At 63.5% G+C, this 14,383-nt stretch carries 16 protein-coding genes; 7 read left to right on the forward strand and 9 right to left on the reverse strand.

Annotated features, from left to right (window positions below):
• Positions 1 to 14 precede the first annotated feature (14 nt).
• The 3 genes from OW521_RS04125 to pdhA are packed head-to-tail and all read right to left on the reverse strand — an operon-like array spanning position 15 to position 3,612.
• Entirely contained in the window at positions 15 to 1,439 is a 1,425-nt protein-coding gene (locus tag OW521_RS04125; RefSeq protein ID WP_268023192.1) for a dihydrolipoamide acetyltransferase family protein, read from the reverse strand.
• Entirely contained in the window at positions 1,436 to 2,446 is a 1,011-nt protein-coding gene (locus OW521_RS04130) for an alpha-ketoacid dehydrogenase subunit beta (protein WP_268023193.1), read from the reverse strand. The genes OW521_RS04125 and OW521_RS04130 overlap by 4 nt, the downstream gene beginning before the upstream one ends.
• Entirely contained in the window at positions 2,446 to 3,612 is a 1,167-nt protein-coding gene (gene pdhA / locus OW521_RS04135) for a pyruvate dehydrogenase (acetyl-transferring) E1 component subunit alpha (protein WP_442781207.1), read from the reverse strand. The genes OW521_RS04130 and pdhA overlap by 1 nt, the downstream gene beginning before the upstream one ends.
• A 194-nt stretch (positions 3,613 to 3,806) precedes the next feature.
• Between pdhA and OW521_RS04140 the strand changes: the two genes are divergently transcribed.
• The 3 genes from OW521_RS04140 to OW521_RS04150 all read left to right on the forward strand — a co-directional run bounded on the left by OW521_RS04140 (position 3,807) and on the right by OW521_RS04150 (position 5,427).
• Positions 3,807 to 4,292, forward strand: coding sequence for an Lrp/AsnC family transcriptional regulator (locus OW521_RS04140; RefSeq protein WP_268023195.1), 486 nt, complete (start codon positions 3,807 to 3,809; stop codon positions 4,290 to 4,292).
• A 128-nt stretch (positions 4,293 to 4,420) separates the two neighbouring features.
• The gene (locus OW521_RS04145; protein WP_268023197.1) at positions 4,421 to 4,834 is read left to right on the forward strand and encodes a DUF4383 domain-containing protein; all 414 of its coding nucleotides are present in this window, start codon (positions 4,421 to 4,423) and stop codon (positions 4,832 to 4,834) included.
• A gap of 29 nt (positions 4,835 to 4,863) precedes the next feature.
• The gene (locus tag OW521_RS04150) at positions 4,864 to 5,427 is read left to right on the forward strand and encodes a hypothetical protein (protein ID WP_268023199.1); all 564 of its coding nucleotides are present in this window, start codon (positions 4,864 to 4,866) and stop codon (positions 5,425 to 5,427) included.
• An 85-nt stretch (positions 5,428 to 5,512) separates the two neighbouring features.
• On the opposite strand, the gene OW521_RS04155 is transcribed toward OW521_RS04150, so the two are convergent.
• Positions 5,513 to 7,129: a solute symporter family protein gene (locus OW521_RS04155; protein WP_268023201.1), complete on the reverse strand. Its 1,617-nt coding sequence runs from the start codon at positions 7,127 to 7,129 to the stop codon at positions 5,513 to 5,515.
• The gene (locus tag OW521_RS04160; RefSeq protein ID WP_265978458.1) at positions 7,126 to 7,503 is read right to left on the reverse strand and encodes a DUF485 domain-containing protein; all 378 of its coding nucleotides are present in this window, start codon (positions 7,501 to 7,503) and stop codon (positions 7,126 to 7,128) included. Before OW521_RS04160 ends, OW521_RS04155 begins: the two co-directional genes overlap by 4 nt.
• A 164-nt stretch (positions 7,504 to 7,667) precedes the next feature.
• Between OW521_RS04160 and OW521_RS04165 the strand changes: the two genes are divergently transcribed.
• Genes OW521_RS04165 through OW521_RS04180 form a run of 4 tightly spaced genes read left to right on the forward strand, consistent with a single transcriptional unit; the run spans position 7,668 to position 11,418 of the window.
• Complete coding sequence (locus OW521_RS04165) at positions 7,668 to 8,834, forward strand: sensor histidine kinase (RefSeq protein WP_268023203.1); 1,167 nt, start codon at positions 7,668 to 7,670, stop codon at positions 8,832 to 8,834.
• A 15-nt stretch (positions 8,835 to 8,849) separates the two neighbouring features.
• Positions 8,850 to 9,569 carry a LytR/AlgR family response regulator transcription factor gene (locus tag OW521_RS04170; protein ID WP_268023205.1) on the forward strand — a complete coding sequence of 240 codons (720 nt, stop codon included), beginning with the start codon at positions 8,850 to 8,852 and terminating at the stop codon, positions 9,567 to 9,569.
• A complete protein-coding gene (locus OW521_RS04175) occupies positions 9,566 to 9,928 on the forward strand; it encodes a hypothetical protein (protein WP_268023206.1) in 363 nt (120 codons plus the stop codon). The genes OW521_RS04170 and OW521_RS04175 overlap by 4 nt, the downstream gene beginning before the upstream one ends.
• Positions 9,925 to 11,418, forward strand: a complete 1,494-nt coding sequence (locus tag OW521_RS04180; RefSeq protein WP_268023207.1) for a sodium/solute symporter — start codon at positions 9,925 to 9,927, stop codon at positions 11,416 to 11,418. The genes OW521_RS04175 and OW521_RS04180 overlap by 4 nt, the downstream gene beginning before the upstream one ends.
• A gap of 37 nt (positions 11,419 to 11,455) precedes the next feature.
• Here OW521_RS04180 and OW521_RS04185 read toward each other — a convergent pair whose 3' ends face one another.
• From OW521_RS04185 to pyrH, 4 genes are all read right to left on the reverse strand, one after another.
• Entirely contained in the window at positions 11,456 to 12,040 is a 585-nt protein-coding gene (locus tag OW521_RS04185; protein WP_268023209.1) for a DivIVA domain-containing protein, read from the reverse strand.
• Between the two features lie 21 nt (positions 12,041 to 12,061).
• Positions 12,062 to 12,985 carry a phosphatidate cytidylyltransferase gene (locus tag OW521_RS04190; protein WP_268023211.1) on the reverse strand — a complete coding sequence of 308 codons (924 nt, stop codon included), beginning with the start codon at positions 12,983 to 12,985 and terminating at the stop codon, positions 12,062 to 12,064.
• The gene (gene frr, locus OW521_RS04195; protein WP_265978468.1) at positions 12,985 to 13,542 is read right to left on the reverse strand and encodes a ribosome recycling factor; all 558 of its coding nucleotides are present in this window, start codon (positions 13,540 to 13,542) and stop codon (positions 12,985 to 12,987) included. Before frr ends, OW521_RS04190 begins: the two co-directional genes overlap by 1 nt.
• Positions 13,543 to 13,644: 102 nt before the next feature.
• On the reverse strand, positions 13,645 to 14,382 hold the full coding sequence (gene pyrH, locus OW521_RS04200; protein WP_268023215.1) for a UMP kinase: 738 nt from the start codon (positions 14,380 to 14,382) through the stop codon (positions 13,645 to 13,647).
• Position 14,383 lies beyond the last annotated feature (1 nt).

Consider the following 14,383-nt stretch of genomic DNA (forward strand, 5'->3'; position numbering starts at 1 on the left):
TTTCGGACACGCGGCTAGATCATGGTCATGACTGTTGCCGGATCGGACAGGATCGCGCCCAGATCGGCCAGGAATTTCGAACCCTGCTCGCCGTCCACGAGCCGGTGGTCGAAGGACAGGCTCAGGGACATCACCTGACGCACCGCGAGTTCGTCGTTGTGCACCCAAGGAGCCTTCCGCACCGATCCCAGCGCCACGATGGCAGCCTCGCCCGGATTCAAGATGGGAGTTCCTGCGTCGATGCCGAAGACGCCGATGTTCGTGATCGAGATAGTGCCGCCCGCCAGATCCGCCGGAGAGGTCTTGCCCGAGCGTGCCGTGTCCGTGAGCTCGGACAACGCGGTGGACAGTTCCAACAGCGTCATCTTGTCCGCGTCTTTGATGTTGGGAACAGTCAGTCCCCGCGGCGTGGCTGCCGCGATGCCCAGGTTCACGTAATTGAACTGCACGATCTCCTGCGCGGCCTCGTCCCAGCGGGAGTTCAGCGTCGGGTTCCTGCGCAGGGCAATAAGCACAGCCTTGGCCGCGATGGTCAACGGCGTGAGCTTGTAGCCGGCAAATTCGCGGCTGGCCTTGAGTCGCGTCAGCAATTCCATGGTGGGCGTGACATCAACGGTGAGGAACTCCGTCACGTGTGGCGCCGTGAACGCACTTTGCACCATGGCGGCGGCCGTGAACTTGCGGACTCCCTTGATGGGCGTGCGAGTCTCGCGTTCAGCGGAGATCCCGACGGCGGGCACGGCAGTCGGGGCGGTAGGAGCACCGACGCGGCCCAATATCTGGACCTGTGGACCAGCCGCGAAGTCCTGCACATCCGAACGGGTGATGAGCCCCGCCGGCCCGGTTCCCTTCACCAGCTCAAGGTCAATTCCAAGATCCCTAGCCAACTTGCGCACCGGAGGGGTGGACCTCGGCCGCTCTTGTTCAGCAGTCGGTTCGCTTTGAACCGCGAGCGGCGTGGTGGGTTCGACGACGGGAACCGATTCCCGGACCGGCTCGCGTTCGGCGACGCCTCCGTCAAAGCCTCGCTGGCGTCGCGCCGGGCGTCCGGACCTTTCGACGACGGCGCCATAGCCTACGAGGTTCGGCTCACGTTTCACCGCGGCCTCCACCGGGCTGCCCGCCGGCGCGACCCCACCGGAAGCGCCCGCAACGGAACCTTCAACACCTGAAGGGGAGGCTCCGGCGTCGTCGACTTCAAAGGAGACGATCGGCTTGCCGACCTCCACAACCGAACCGGCCTGTTCATGCAGGACGGCTACGGTTCCCGCGAAAGGCGAGGGAAGCTCAACCACGGCCTTGGCCGTTTCCACCTCGGCAATGACCTGGTTCAAGGCCACGGTGTCCCCCACCGCAACCTTCCAGCTGAGAATCTCCGACTCGGTGAGTCCCTCGCCGAGGTCCGGAAGCCTGAATTCCTTGATCATCGTGGCGCTCATCCTTCCAGGCCGCTCAGGGAGTTACCGCGGCCGAGCGCCCGGTCCACGCCGTCAAGGATTCTGTCCAGATCCGGCAGATGGTGCATCTCGAGCTTTGAGTACGGGTACGGGATGTCGAACCCCGTGATCCGGACCGGCGCCGATTCAAGGTAGTTGAAGCAGCGCTCGGTGATGCTCGCGGCGATTTCCGCGCCAAGCCCGCCGGACTGAGCAGCCTCATGGGTGATGACCAGCCGGCCGGTCTTGCGGACAGACGCCTCCACTGCCGGGAAATCGATCGGGGCCAGCGAGCGCAGGTCGATGACCTCCACGGAGATTCCTTCGTCGGAGGCGGCCATGGCCGCGTCACTGGCGGTCTTCACGAGCGGGCCGTACGCCACCAAGGTGACGTCACTGCCTGGGGAGACCACCCTGGCCTTTTCCATGGACAGCGCGGTGAAAAGATCTGCGGTCTCATCCACTTCGCCCTTGTCGTGGTAGCGGCGCTTAGGCTCGAAGTACAGCACCGGATCGTCCGAGGCGATGGCCTGCTGGATCATGGTGTAGGCATCCTGCGGGTTGGAGACGCTGATGACGCGCAGTCCCGAGGTGTGGGTGAAGTAGGCCTCCGGAGATTCGGAGTGGTGCTCGGGTGAGCCAATCCCGCCACCAAAAGGAACCCGGATGGTGATGGGCATCTTCACGCGGCCCTGTGTCCGGTAGTGCATCTTGGCGACCTGGCTGACAATCTGGTCGAACGCCGGGTAAATGAAACCGTCGAATTGGATTTCACAGACCGGTCGGTAGCCGCGGTAGGCCAGCCCCACAGCCGTACCGATGATCGCGGATTCGGCCAAGGGGGTGTCAACCACCCGGTGCTTGCCGAAGTCCTTCTGGAGGCCGTCGGTCACCCGGAAAACACCACCGAGGGCCCCGATGTCCTCACCCATGAGGACAACTTTGGGATCGTTCTCGAGGGACTTGCGCAGGCCGGCGTTGATGGCGCGGGCGAATGTCAGCTTGCTCATCAGAGTGCACCTTCCTGAGTGGATCCGCTGAAGCTTTCGAGATAGCGGGAATAGTGGTCCTTCTGGCGTTCGATCCAGGAGTTGGGCGTGCTGTAGACGTGGTTGAAGAGGTCCAACGGCGCGGGATCCGGCATGTTGATGACGCCTGCCCGCAGGTTCCTGGCCACCTCGTCTGCTTTCGCCTGGGTCTTGGCTTCGACCTCTTCCGTCAGCAGGCCCTTGGTGCGAAGCAGCGCCTTGAGGCGGGCAATCGGGTCCTTGGCCGCCCAGTCCTCAAGCTCATTGGCGTCGCGGTAGCGGGTGGGATCATCCGCTGTCGTGTGCGGGCCCATGCGATAGGTCACCGCTTCAATGAACGTAGGTCCTCCGCCCTTGCGGGCCCGGTCCAGCGCAATCCGGGTGACGGCCAAAACAGCCAGGACGTCGTTCCCGTCGACCCGCATGCTGGGGATTCCGAAGCCTGAGGCTCGGTCGGCGATCTGGATGTGGGACTGAATCCGGACGGGCTCGGAAATGGCCCAATGGTTGTTCTGGCAGATGAATACCACGGGCACTTGGAAGCTCGCTGCGAAGACCATTGCCTCGCTGACGTCGCCTTCGCTCGTGGCACCGTCCCCGAAGAACGCGACCGCCACGGAATCGGAGCCATCGTGCTGGATGCCCATGGCGTAGCCGGTTGCGTGTAGTGACTGCGAGCCAATGATGATCTGCTGGGTGGCAATGTTGTGGCGGTACGGGTCCCAGCCGGAGGACGCATTGCCGCGCCAGGCACGGACCAGGTCCATCGGCTCCACGCCGCGGCAGTAGGCCACGCCGTTGTCCCGGTAGCTGGGGAAGACGAAGTCGTCATCCCGGAGGGCCCGGCCCGAACCGATCTGCGATGCTTCCTGCCCCAGCAGCGGCGGCCACAAGGCCAACTCGCCCTGACGCTGCAAGGCGGTGGCCTCGGCGTCTATGCGGCGGATGACTGTCATGTCCTCATACAGCGAGCACAACTGCTCGTCGGTGACATCGCTGACCCAGAGATCGAACTCCGGGTGGCTGATGCGTTCCCCCTCGGGGGAAATCAGTTGGACCAGGTTTCCGCCGGTCCGACGAGGGTTTTCTGCACTGATTCCGGGACTCGGAGCCTTGTAGGCGTCCTGGCCGGCTTTGTCCGTCAACACAGTTGATCGCACCTTTCAGCTCGTGCTCGCAGGCCTGGGATGGACTTGTGATCCAGCCGCGGGCCAGCATCCTGGCGTCTTCGCCTGGATTAATTGTGACCATACTCACAATGCTCATTGGGTACAACCACCGTTGAAAATTCTGCGCATTCTGCCCTGTCTTGGTCGCCTGCACCGTGCTAACGTTGCGCATTATGCAAGCTTTGGATGGCACAGACACCCGCCTGCTTTCGGCCATGGCGAAGGACCCCCGCGGCACGGTGGTGGCCTTGGCGCAGAAGCTGGGACTATCACGGAATACGGTGCAGGCAAGGATGGCCCAACTGGAGAAGAAGCACGCGTTCCTCTCCTTCGAACGGCGGATCAACCCTGCTGCCCTCGGCTATCCGCTCATGGCCTTCATCTCCGTGCACGTGCAGCAGCGGAAGCTCGGCCAGCTCGCTTTGGAACTCGCCGAAATCCCGGAAATCCTGGAGGGGTACGGGCTCACCGGATCGGCTGACCTCTTGCTGCGGGTTGTAGCGCTCGACGCCGAGGACCTGTTCCGGATCAACGGCAAGATCCTGGCGTGCGACGGTGTGGAGAGAACCGATACCGCGATGTCCATGGGGGAATTGATTCCGTTCCGAGTGCAGCCGTTGCTGAACCGCACAACAAAGACGGCGCTCCGCACCAACTGAGCGCCGAAAAAATAGTCACCACCCACCCATCCACGGCGCCGCATGGTCCGAATCTCTGGTTGAGAGCCCCGTCCGGGGTTTCGAACACAGGCCGGATTCAAACCCGGCCATACCGGAAGGTTTGGACCATGCGCACTTCGCCCAACCGCCTGATCGCCACCATCTTTGGAGCCGTCTACCTGCTCGTGGGTGTCGTTGGATTCTTCGTCACCTCGGGGATTGGATTCTTCGCTACCGAGGGTGCCAACCTGATCATCTTTGCGGTAAATCCCCTGCACAACATCATTCACCTCGCCATCGGTGGAGCGCTGCTCTACGCGGGCATGAACAGCACGGTGCTGTCCAAGACAATCAACACCACGGTCGGCGGCGTCTATCTGTTGGTCGGCATCCTCGGCCTGTTCCTCGTGGGTTCTGCGCTGAATATCATTGCCCTTAACGGCGCGGACAACGTCCTGCACCTTGCCAGCGCCGTGGTTCTTCTCGGCGTCGGTCTTTCCCAGGACAAGGTTCCGGCCAACAGCGCCAGCGCCCACGCCTAGAAGACCCCGAACCCCGGAAGGAGTCGTCCGTGTCAGCTCAAGCAGCGACCTCGGTAGGACCGACCACCGGAGCATCCGTCACCCTGTTTTCGTGTTTCGCGGGAATGGGGGCCGGTCTCGTGGAGCTTTCCATCGCATCAAGCTATATTTCAAGCCGGGGGCCCCTGATGTGGGCGGGCGGAATCTTCGCGGTCTGGGGCCTGGCCCTGCTCGCGGGATCGATTGCGAGCTTGCAACGCGGACGGCTCCGGTTCCGTAAAGCAACAACCATGGGACTGATCGCGGCCGTGCTGGTCCACGTAGCCGTGCTAGTGGCCGGAGTGGCCCAAAGATTGCTCGACGGCGGGCACCTGGCTGCTCTCTTCCTGGTCCTTATGGCGCTGGGATCGTCAGCTTGGCTGGCCCGGAGGTACCGCGACGACGCCGGCGGAATGGCAGCGGCTCCCCCGCGGACCGGTGCGCTTGTAGGAGCAGCCTTTGCCGCCGCCGTCGTGGTCGCAGCAGTGACGACGCCGGGGCTGGCCGCCTCGGTGGCCGGACAGCATGCCGTCCCGCACGGATCGCACTCAATACCGAGCGGGCACAACCACTGACCCTCTCAGGCGACGGCCGCAGCAAGAATCCTTCCCACACAACGTGTGGGAAGGATTCTTGCTTTGTTGGGCTTGCAGGAAATTCCTAGTGGTTCACCGCTTTCTCAGCTCCGATCCCGGTCAGTGACCTGACCTCCATCTCGGCTTGTTTCGCCGCGTCTTCACGCCTCTTGTCCAGCATGGTACCGAGCCAACCAAGCAGGAACGCGAGCGGGATGGACACGATTCCGGGGTTGCTCAACGGGAAGATCGCGAAGTTGGCCCCCGGGATCATGGACGTCTTGGCACCGGAAACCACTGGCGACAACGCGATCAGGATGACGGCCGCCGCGAGGCCGCCATACATGCTCCAGGTCGCTCCCTGGGTGGTGAACTTCTTCCAGAACAGGGAGTAGACGATGGTCGGCAGATTGGCCGATGCCGCCACCGCGAAGGCGAGCGCCACGAGGAAGGCGACATTCTGGCCGTTGGCGAAGATGCCTCCGAGAATCGCGAGGACCCCAATGACCACCACAGTCCGGCGAGCCACTTTGACCTCGGCCCCGGAGTCGGCCTTGCCCTTGGAGATGACGTTCGCATAGATATCGTGGGCGAACGACGCCGCCGCCGTGATGGTCAAGCCAGCCACCACCGCAAGGATCGTGGCAAACGCGACAGCGGAGATGAAGCCCAGCAGCAATGGCCCGCCCAAGTGGAACGCGAGGAGCGGTGCGGCGGAGTTGACGCCGCCCGGAGCGGACTTGATGGTGTCAGCCCCAACGAGTGCCGCGGCGCCGTAGCCGAGGACAAGAGTAAACAGGTAGAACAACCCAATCAGCCAGATGGACCAGACCACCGATTTGCGGGCTTCCTTGGCAGTGGGCACCGTGTAGAAGCGCATGAGCACGTGCGGCAGGGCAGCTGTGCCCAAAACGAGCGCCAGGCCGAGGGACAGGAAGTCCAGCTTGGAGGTCTCGGTCTTGCCGTACTGCAGGCCGGGGTTCAACACGTTGGGGTTCTTGGCGGAATCCGCGGCGGCACCCAACAGGTTCGACAGGTTGAAGCCGTAGATGGACAGCACCCAAAAGGTCATGACTGCCGCACCGCAGATGAGCAGCACGGCTTTGATGATCTGGACCCACGTGGTGCCCTTCATCCCTCCGATCAGCACGTACATGATCATGAGGGCGCCTACGACGACGATCACCAGGGCTTGCCCGCCCCAGTCGCTGATGCCCAGGAGCAGGGAAATGAGGCTTCCGGCGCCTGCCATCTGTGCCAGCAGGTAGAAGAAGCAGACGGCTAGGGTGGACAGGGCCGCGGCGATCCGCACCGGGCGCTGCCGCAACCGGAAGGAAAGCACGTCGGCCATGGTGAACTTGCCCGTGTTGCGCAGCAATTCAGCGACAAGCAGCAATGCCACAAGCCACGCCACGAGGAACCCGATGGAGTAGAGGAAGCCGTCGTAGCCGTTGACGGCGATTGCCCCGGTGATCCCCAGGAAAGAGGCGGCGGAGAGGTAGTCGCCGGCGATGGCGGTGCCATTCTGCGAACCGGTGAAAGAGCGTCCGGCCGCGTAATAGTCGGCAGCCGTTTTGTTGTTCCGGCTGGCCCGGAACACGATCACCATGGTGACCAGGACGAACAGGGCGAAGATGCCCATGTTCAACAGCGTGGTGTCTTTCAGGGCGGCGACGTTGACCATCGGGACCATGGCGTTCATTTTGTTGCCCCTCTCACTGCGCTGCCCTTGTCGAATTCATGGCCCTCGATCTCATTCCGGATTTCCGCGGCGATCGGGTCCAGCTTCCGATTGGAGTAGTGGACGTACCAGGCCGTAATTCCGAAAGTTGAGACGAACTGGAGCAGGCCCAAGACCAGGCCGACGTTGATGTTGCCCCAGAGCTTGGTGGACATGAAGCCCACTGCATAGTCAGCCAGCAGGACATAGGCGAAGTACCAAAGCAGGAATGCGATGGCCATTGGAAAGACAAAACTGCGGTGGCGCTTGCGGAGCTCCTGGAACTGCGCCGTTTGCTGGACTTCCTGGAAATCCACGGACGCCGCTGCGTCCGGTGTCTGGGCCTCGTTACCCATGGCTTCCTCCTGGTTGTGAATGTCTACAGTGACCACACACTCCTAGCCAATGTGACTGGAATCACTATCCGCCCGGCTTCTGCACCACTTCCAGAGCCATGGGCACAGGCGTCGCCCAGCGGACTCGTTGCTGCGCCGAACGGCGGGTTCGCTAGTCTTGCTCCATGCCGGATTCCCCGCTAGTCACCGCCGCCGCTATTGCGGTCATCGTGCTCGCCGTGGCAGTCGTCGTCGGGGTGGGCCTCAAAGTGGTCCGCTCCTTCCGCGAGCTGGGCACGGACGCAGAGAGGGCCACCTACCAAACGCTGCACGCGGCGTCGCGCGCTGGGCAGCACCTGAGCACGGGACTCCACGCGGCCGGGGCGGCCAAGGCGAGCAAGCAATTGCGTTCCCTGCTCGGCTGCGACGCCCTCGCCATCACTGATACCGAGTCCGTCCTGGCGTGGGATGGATCAGCGGAAGAACTGAAAGCTGTCCTCATGGAGCTCGCCGCGGGGGTGCTCTCCGATGCGCGGACGGTGGTTGTGTCCGCGTCGCGCGAGCTGAACGCCGTGATCGCGCCGATCCGGGCCGGGAACCGCGTGGTGGGAGCCGTTGCCGCCTTCGCCCCGCAAGCTGGTGCTGGCCTGGTCCGGGCAACCAGTGAACTGGCGGACTGGGTGGCCGTGCAAGTGGAACTGGCCGAGCTTGATGCTTCCCGTACTTTGCTCATGGAGGCTGAAGTCCGGGCCTTGCGCGCGCAGATCAGCCCCCACTTCATCTACAACTCACTCAACGCCATCGCCTCGTTCATCAACACCGACCCCGCGAGGGCCAGGGAGCTGGTGGTGGAGTTCGCGGACTTCACGCGGTACTCCTTCCGGCGCCACGGCGATTTCACCACCCTGGCCGAGGAACTTCGGAGCATCGACCGCTACCTGCTGTTGGAAAGGGCGCGCTTCGGAGACCGGGTTCAGGTGAGCCTCAGGATCGCGCCGGAAGTCCTGAGCACGGTGATTCCCTTCCTGAGCCTGCAGCCGCTGGTCGAAAACGCGGTGCGCCACGGGCTTGAAGCGAAGGAAGGACCGGGTCACATCACCATCTGTGCCAACGATTCCGGAGCCTTCGCCGAAGTCACTATCGAGGACGACGGTGTGGGCATCGATCCGGAACACCTGCGCTCCGTGCTGGCGGGCCACGCCGACGGCGACCACGTTGGACTGCGAAACGTCGATTCCCGCCTTCGGCAGGTCTATGGCGACGAACACGGCCTGGTCATCGAGACCGCGCCGGGCGAAGGTACGTTGATCACCATGCGAGTGCCGAAGTCCCAGCCGAGCCATGATGCCTGAGGCTAATCTATAACCATGATCAACGTACTCGTCGCCGACGACGAGCTCCCCGCCGTTGAAGAGCTCGCCTTCCTGCTGGGAAAGGACGAGCGCATCGGTACCGTCCACCGGGCGGCATCGGGCGCGGAAGCCCTCCGCGCGCTCGAAACAGAATCGGTCGATGCCGTCTTCCTGGACATCCATATGCCAGCGGTTTCCGGCCTGGACATCGCCCGCGCCATCTCGCACAGCGCCCGCCCTCCCGCCGTCGTCTTCGTCACTGCCGACGAAGACTGTGCGCTCGAGGCGTTCGAACTGGCCGCCGTCGACTACCTGCTGAAGCCGGTCCGTGCCGAGCGCCTGGCCCGGTCCATCAGCCGCATCAGTGAACTCATCAAGGACGGAAGAAAGGCCCCGGAGATGATCACGGTCGACCAGGGCGGGACCACACGGATGATCCGGCGTGACGACGTCAGCTACGTCCAGGCCCAGGGCGACTACGCCCGGTTGCACACCGCAGAGGCGAGCTACTTGATCCGGGTCCCGCTGAGCGACCTCGAACAGCAATGGGCAGAGGCCGGATTCATCCGCATCCACCGCTCCTACCTGATGTCCCTCAATCACGTGGGTCACATGAAACTGGCTGCGGCACGGCCCAGTGTCACGGTGGCCGGGGCCGAACTGCCGATCAGCCGCAGGCATCTTCCGTCCGTGCGGGACAAGCTCGAAACCACACGGATCCGGCCGCAGGGATGACCCGGGTCAGGGTCACCGCCCCACAGTCGGCGGCCAGGTTAGCGCCCACGCGTCCATACCATTCGCGCGAGGCGGCCGAAGACTCCGACGTCGGACAAGTCTTCGTCCGGTCCCTGATCCGTTCGCAGTTGCGCCTTGCAGTGGTGGTGGCCTCGGGTTTCCTCCTGGTGCTGGCCGCCTACGGCTTCATGGTGGCTCTGGTCCCGGACCTCGCCCAAATGCGGATTCTCGGCATCCCCGTCAATTGGATCATCCTCGGCGTAGCGCTCTATCCGGTGATCGGGCTGAGTGCGTGGCTGTACAACCGATCAGCAGCAAGGAACGAGGCCCGCTACCGCGATCTTGTGGGGGAGAAGTGAATCCCGCCGTCGGCCTCGCGGCCTTTGTGGGGGTCGCACTCGCGACGGCGGCGATCGGCTTCTACGGGCTCCGCATTTCGCGGACAACGGGCGACTTCTACGTGGCATCACGCACTGTGCGGCCTTGGTGGAACGCCTCGGCGATCGGCGGTGAATACCTGTCCGCAGCGAGCTTCCTGGGCGTTGCGGGGCTGATCCTGTTGACGGGAACAGACGCCCTCTGGTTCCCGGTAGGTTACACCGCCGGTTACCTCATGCTGCTACTGTTCGTCGCCGCTCCCTTGCGCCGATCAGGCGCCTACACGATCCCGGATTTCACGGAAGCCAGGCTTCAGTCCAAAGCCGTCCGCCGCGTCACGAGCCTCGTGGTGGTGGCTGTCGGATGGCTCTACATAGTGCCGCAGCTGCACGGCGCCGGGCTCACCATCCGGATAAGCACGGGTTTGCCTTCGTGGGTAGGCTCCATCGCCGTTATCGTGGTGGTCTGCCTCACTGTGGTTGCCGGTGGCATGCGGTCCATCACGTTCGTCCAGGCTTTCCAGTACTGGCTCAAACTGACGGCTTTGGCTGTCCCGGTGGTGTTCCTATTGATGCATCAGGCAGACGCCGGCATGCCAGCCCTGGCGGAGGCATCCAGCAATCCCACGGGCCTTCCTGCGGCAGGCCTTTATCAGACCGTCTCGCTCCTGGTGGCGCTGCTCTTCGGAACGCTGGGGCTCCCCCACGTCCTGGTCCGGTTCTATACGAACCCTGACGGCCAATCGGCGCGCCGGACAACCCTCATCGTTCTGGGCCTGCTGTCTGTCTTCTATTTGTTCCCGACGGCGTCCGGACTCCTGGGCCGGGTCTTCGCACCCGAGCTTGCGCGCAACGGACAACCCGATGCGTTGGTCCTCCTGCTGCCCGGAAAGCTGCTGGGCGGCGTGCCTGGCGATCTGCTCTCGGCACTGGTCGTCGCCGGAGCGTTTGCGGCGTTCCTCTCGACGACGTCAGGACTGGTGGTTTCGCTGGCTGGCGTCATCAGCCAGGACCTTCTGGGCGGGAGCGTGCGCGGATTCCGGGTCGCAGCACTCCTCGCCGCCGTCGTCCCCTTGTCCTTTGCGTTCACCACGGATTCGACGGCCCTGGCCGGCAGCATAGGGCTGGTCTTCGCCTTCACGGCGTCCACTCTCTGTCCCGTCCTCCTGCTGGGCATTTGGTGGCGTGGCCTGAGCGACACGGGCGCGATTGCAGGCATGTCGACCGGAGCCGTCCTCTGCGGGGGTGCGCTGGTGGCGAGCACTTTCATGGGTTCGTCCGTTGCGCCCGGCTGGCTTGCCCAGCCTGCAGCTTGGACCGTGCCAGCCGCGTTTGGCGTGATGGTACTGGTCTCGCGGGCAACAAAACACCGGATTCCCAGTACCGTGACCCGGCTGATGACCCGGCTTCACGTCCCGGAACGGCCGCTTGCCACGAAACGGCCCCCGGGCACGAAACGCCAGCTCCGCTGAAAGCGGACGGCTCGCGTCCGGGCGTTTTTGCTCGAAGCTAGTCGATGGCCGCCATGAGTTCGACAACCCGGTCCAGGAACGCATCAACCTGGGCCTCTTCGTAGCCGTCGTGCCCTCGTGCCTCGGAGAACGCGGCGCGTCGGACATTGTCGACGCTCAGCGGTTTGTCATTCTCCAGGTAACCGATCAGGGAAACGCACAATGCGTCGACCTCGGCGATGTTGTAGCTGCGCGCACGCTTCCTCTCCGGCCGGCGGAAGCGTTGGCCATCTGGTCGGTGCAGACGTCCTCGCAACACTCCGGAGAGTTTGCCGATCTTCAGCAGCCAGGCTTCCTCGCCTTCTGCCGCTATCAGTTCGTCACGTTCCCGGCGGGCGAAGGCATCTTCGAGGCGGTCCAGGGCGGCGTCCACAGCGGTGGCGTCGTAGCCGCCTTTGACAGGATCGAAGGAAACAGCGCGGACATCGCTGCTGGCGATCCTTTCCGGTGCCTCAGCCCTGTTTTCAAACGACATCCGGGCGCGCTGGAAGAACTGGTCTACTTGCTTCGCGTTGTAGCCGTACTTGCTACGCTCCGCGCGCTCAAATGCTGCGGGGATCTGGCGACGAATGTCCACTGCCACTGCTTTCCTTCTGGGTGGTTGTCAGGCGCCGCTCAACAGCGCGAAAAGAATAAATGCTGCCGGTGCAGCGAAGACGATCGAGTCGAGGCGATCCATGATTCCACCGTGCCCGGGCAGGATGCTGCTCATGTCCTTGACGCCCAGCTCCCGTTTGACCATGGATTCGGCGAGGTCACCGGCGGTGGCCGCAGCCACCATCCCTACGGCCAGCACCACGCCGACCCACCAGGGCCTCCCTAAAACGAAAACGCTGGCCAGTATCCCGATGACCATGGCCCCTGCCACCGAGCCTCCGAAACCTTCCCAGGACTTTTTGGGGCTGATCTTGGGAGCCATCGGGTGCTTGCCGAACAACGAGCCGACGAGGTATCCAAAAGTGTCGTTGGACACCACCAGCAACAGCATGACGGCAATCTGCCAAGCACCTGCCGGAACCTGTCCAGCGGGCCAGAGTCCCGCCGTCGTCGCTCCCCCGCTGGTGTGGAGCGGCAAGATGGCAAAGCTGATCAGGAAAGGCACCCAGGCAAGCGTGAAAATTCCGGCAAAGACGCTACGGGGAGCGCCGGCGGCGCTTTCAAGGGAGCGCCAGAGGAGGACGGCCGCGCTGCTGAGCAGCATGGCAAAGAGCAGGCTCTCAGGGCCACCGAAGTAGGCCGCCAGGGGCATCGCCACAGTGCCGGTCATCACGGGGATAATCGGCATCCGGGTTCCCTGGCCTTCGAGCGCGCGGAAAATCTCCCACACACCAAAAACCGCAAATGCGGTGGTCAGGAGGACGAACCCCAACGGCAGGAACAGCAGCCCGCCGAGAACGGCAAAGAGCATGGCAAGCCCGACGCCGATGGCGGCCGGAAGATTCCTTCCCGCCTTAGGCGTCGGGTTGCCCCGGAGGCGCCTGGCGCGTGTGGGGATTCCCTGCGCGGGCGCCGGCTCAGCCTCGCTCATCAGACCTCGAGCAGCTCGGCTTCCTTGCGCTTGAGGAGCTCGTCGATGCCGTCGACGTGGGCCTTGGTGATGGCGTCGAGTTCCTTTTCGCCACGGGCGCCCTCGTCTTCGCCGGCTTCGCCATCCTTGACGAGCTTGTCCAAGGAGTCCTTGGCCTTGCGTCGGATGCTTCGGATGCTGACCTTTGCGTCCTCACCCTTGCCCTTGACGATCTTGACATATTCCTTGCGGCGTTCCTGCGTCAGCTCCGGGATGGTGATCCGGATGACGTTGCCGTCATTGGACGGGTTCGCGCCCACCTCCGAGTCGCTCAGGGCCCTTTCGATGTCGCGCATCGCGGTCTTGTCGTAAGGCGTGATGAGGATGGTCCTGGCGTCCGGAATGGCGAAAGAAGCCAGCTGCTGCAGCGGCGTTGGGGTACCGTAGTATTCCACGATCACCTTGCTGTAGAGCCCGGGGTTGGCACGGCCGGTACGGATCGTCGCGAAATCCTCTTTGGCTACCTCGACCGCCTTGTCCATCTTTTCGACGGCTTCGAGCAAGGTTTCCTCGATCATGGTTTCTCCTCAGAAATAGTCGCGCCCCGTTCCACGGGCCGCGATGCACAGTAAATTTCCGCCCCTGCGGGCGGAAGAGTCCTAGAAATATCCTAGCCCTTGCTAGGGAGTGACCAGGGTGCCCAGTTTTTCGCCGAGGATGGCCCGGGTGACGTTCCCTTCGCCTTCCATGCCGAAGACCACCATGGACAAATCGTTGTCCTTGCACATGGTCATGGCGGTCTGGTCCATCACGCGGATGTCACGGCGCAGGGCCTCGTCAAAGCTGAGCTTTTCAAGCTTCTCAGCCGTAGGATCCTTCTTGGGATCTGCCGTGTACACGCCATCCACACCGCTCTTTGCCATCAGGACGACGTCGGCATGTACTTCGAGCGCACGCTGGGCGGCGACGGTGTCGGTGGAGAAATATGGAAGTCCGGCGCCTGCGCCGAAAATGACCACGCGGCCCTTCTCCATGTGGCGGATAGCCCGCCGCGGGATGTAGGCCTCGGCCACCTGGCCCATGGTGATGGCGCTCTGGACACGGGTCTCGACGCCCGCTTGCTCCAGGAAATCCTGCAGCGCCAAGCAGTTCATCACGGTGCCCAGCATGCCCATGTAGTCGGCGCGGGAGCGGTCCATGCCGCTCTGGGACAGTTCGGCGCCGCGGAAGAAGTTGCCGCCGCCTACCACGATTGCCACCTCGACTTCGGAAACGGCTGCGGCGATCTGCTTGGCGATAGCGCGGACGGTCTCCGGGTCTACACCGAGCTTTCCGCCGCCGATGACCTCGCCGGACAGCTTCAGCAGCACACGGCGGCGGGTCTTTCCGGGCTGGATTGCAGTGTTCTCGGTTTCCATG

Origin of the sequence: Arthrobacter sp. MMS18-M83 (genome assembly GCF_026683955.1) — a bacterium.
Classification (GTDB): domain Bacteria; phylum Actinomycetota; class Actinomycetes; order Actinomycetales; family Micrococcaceae; genus Arthrobacter.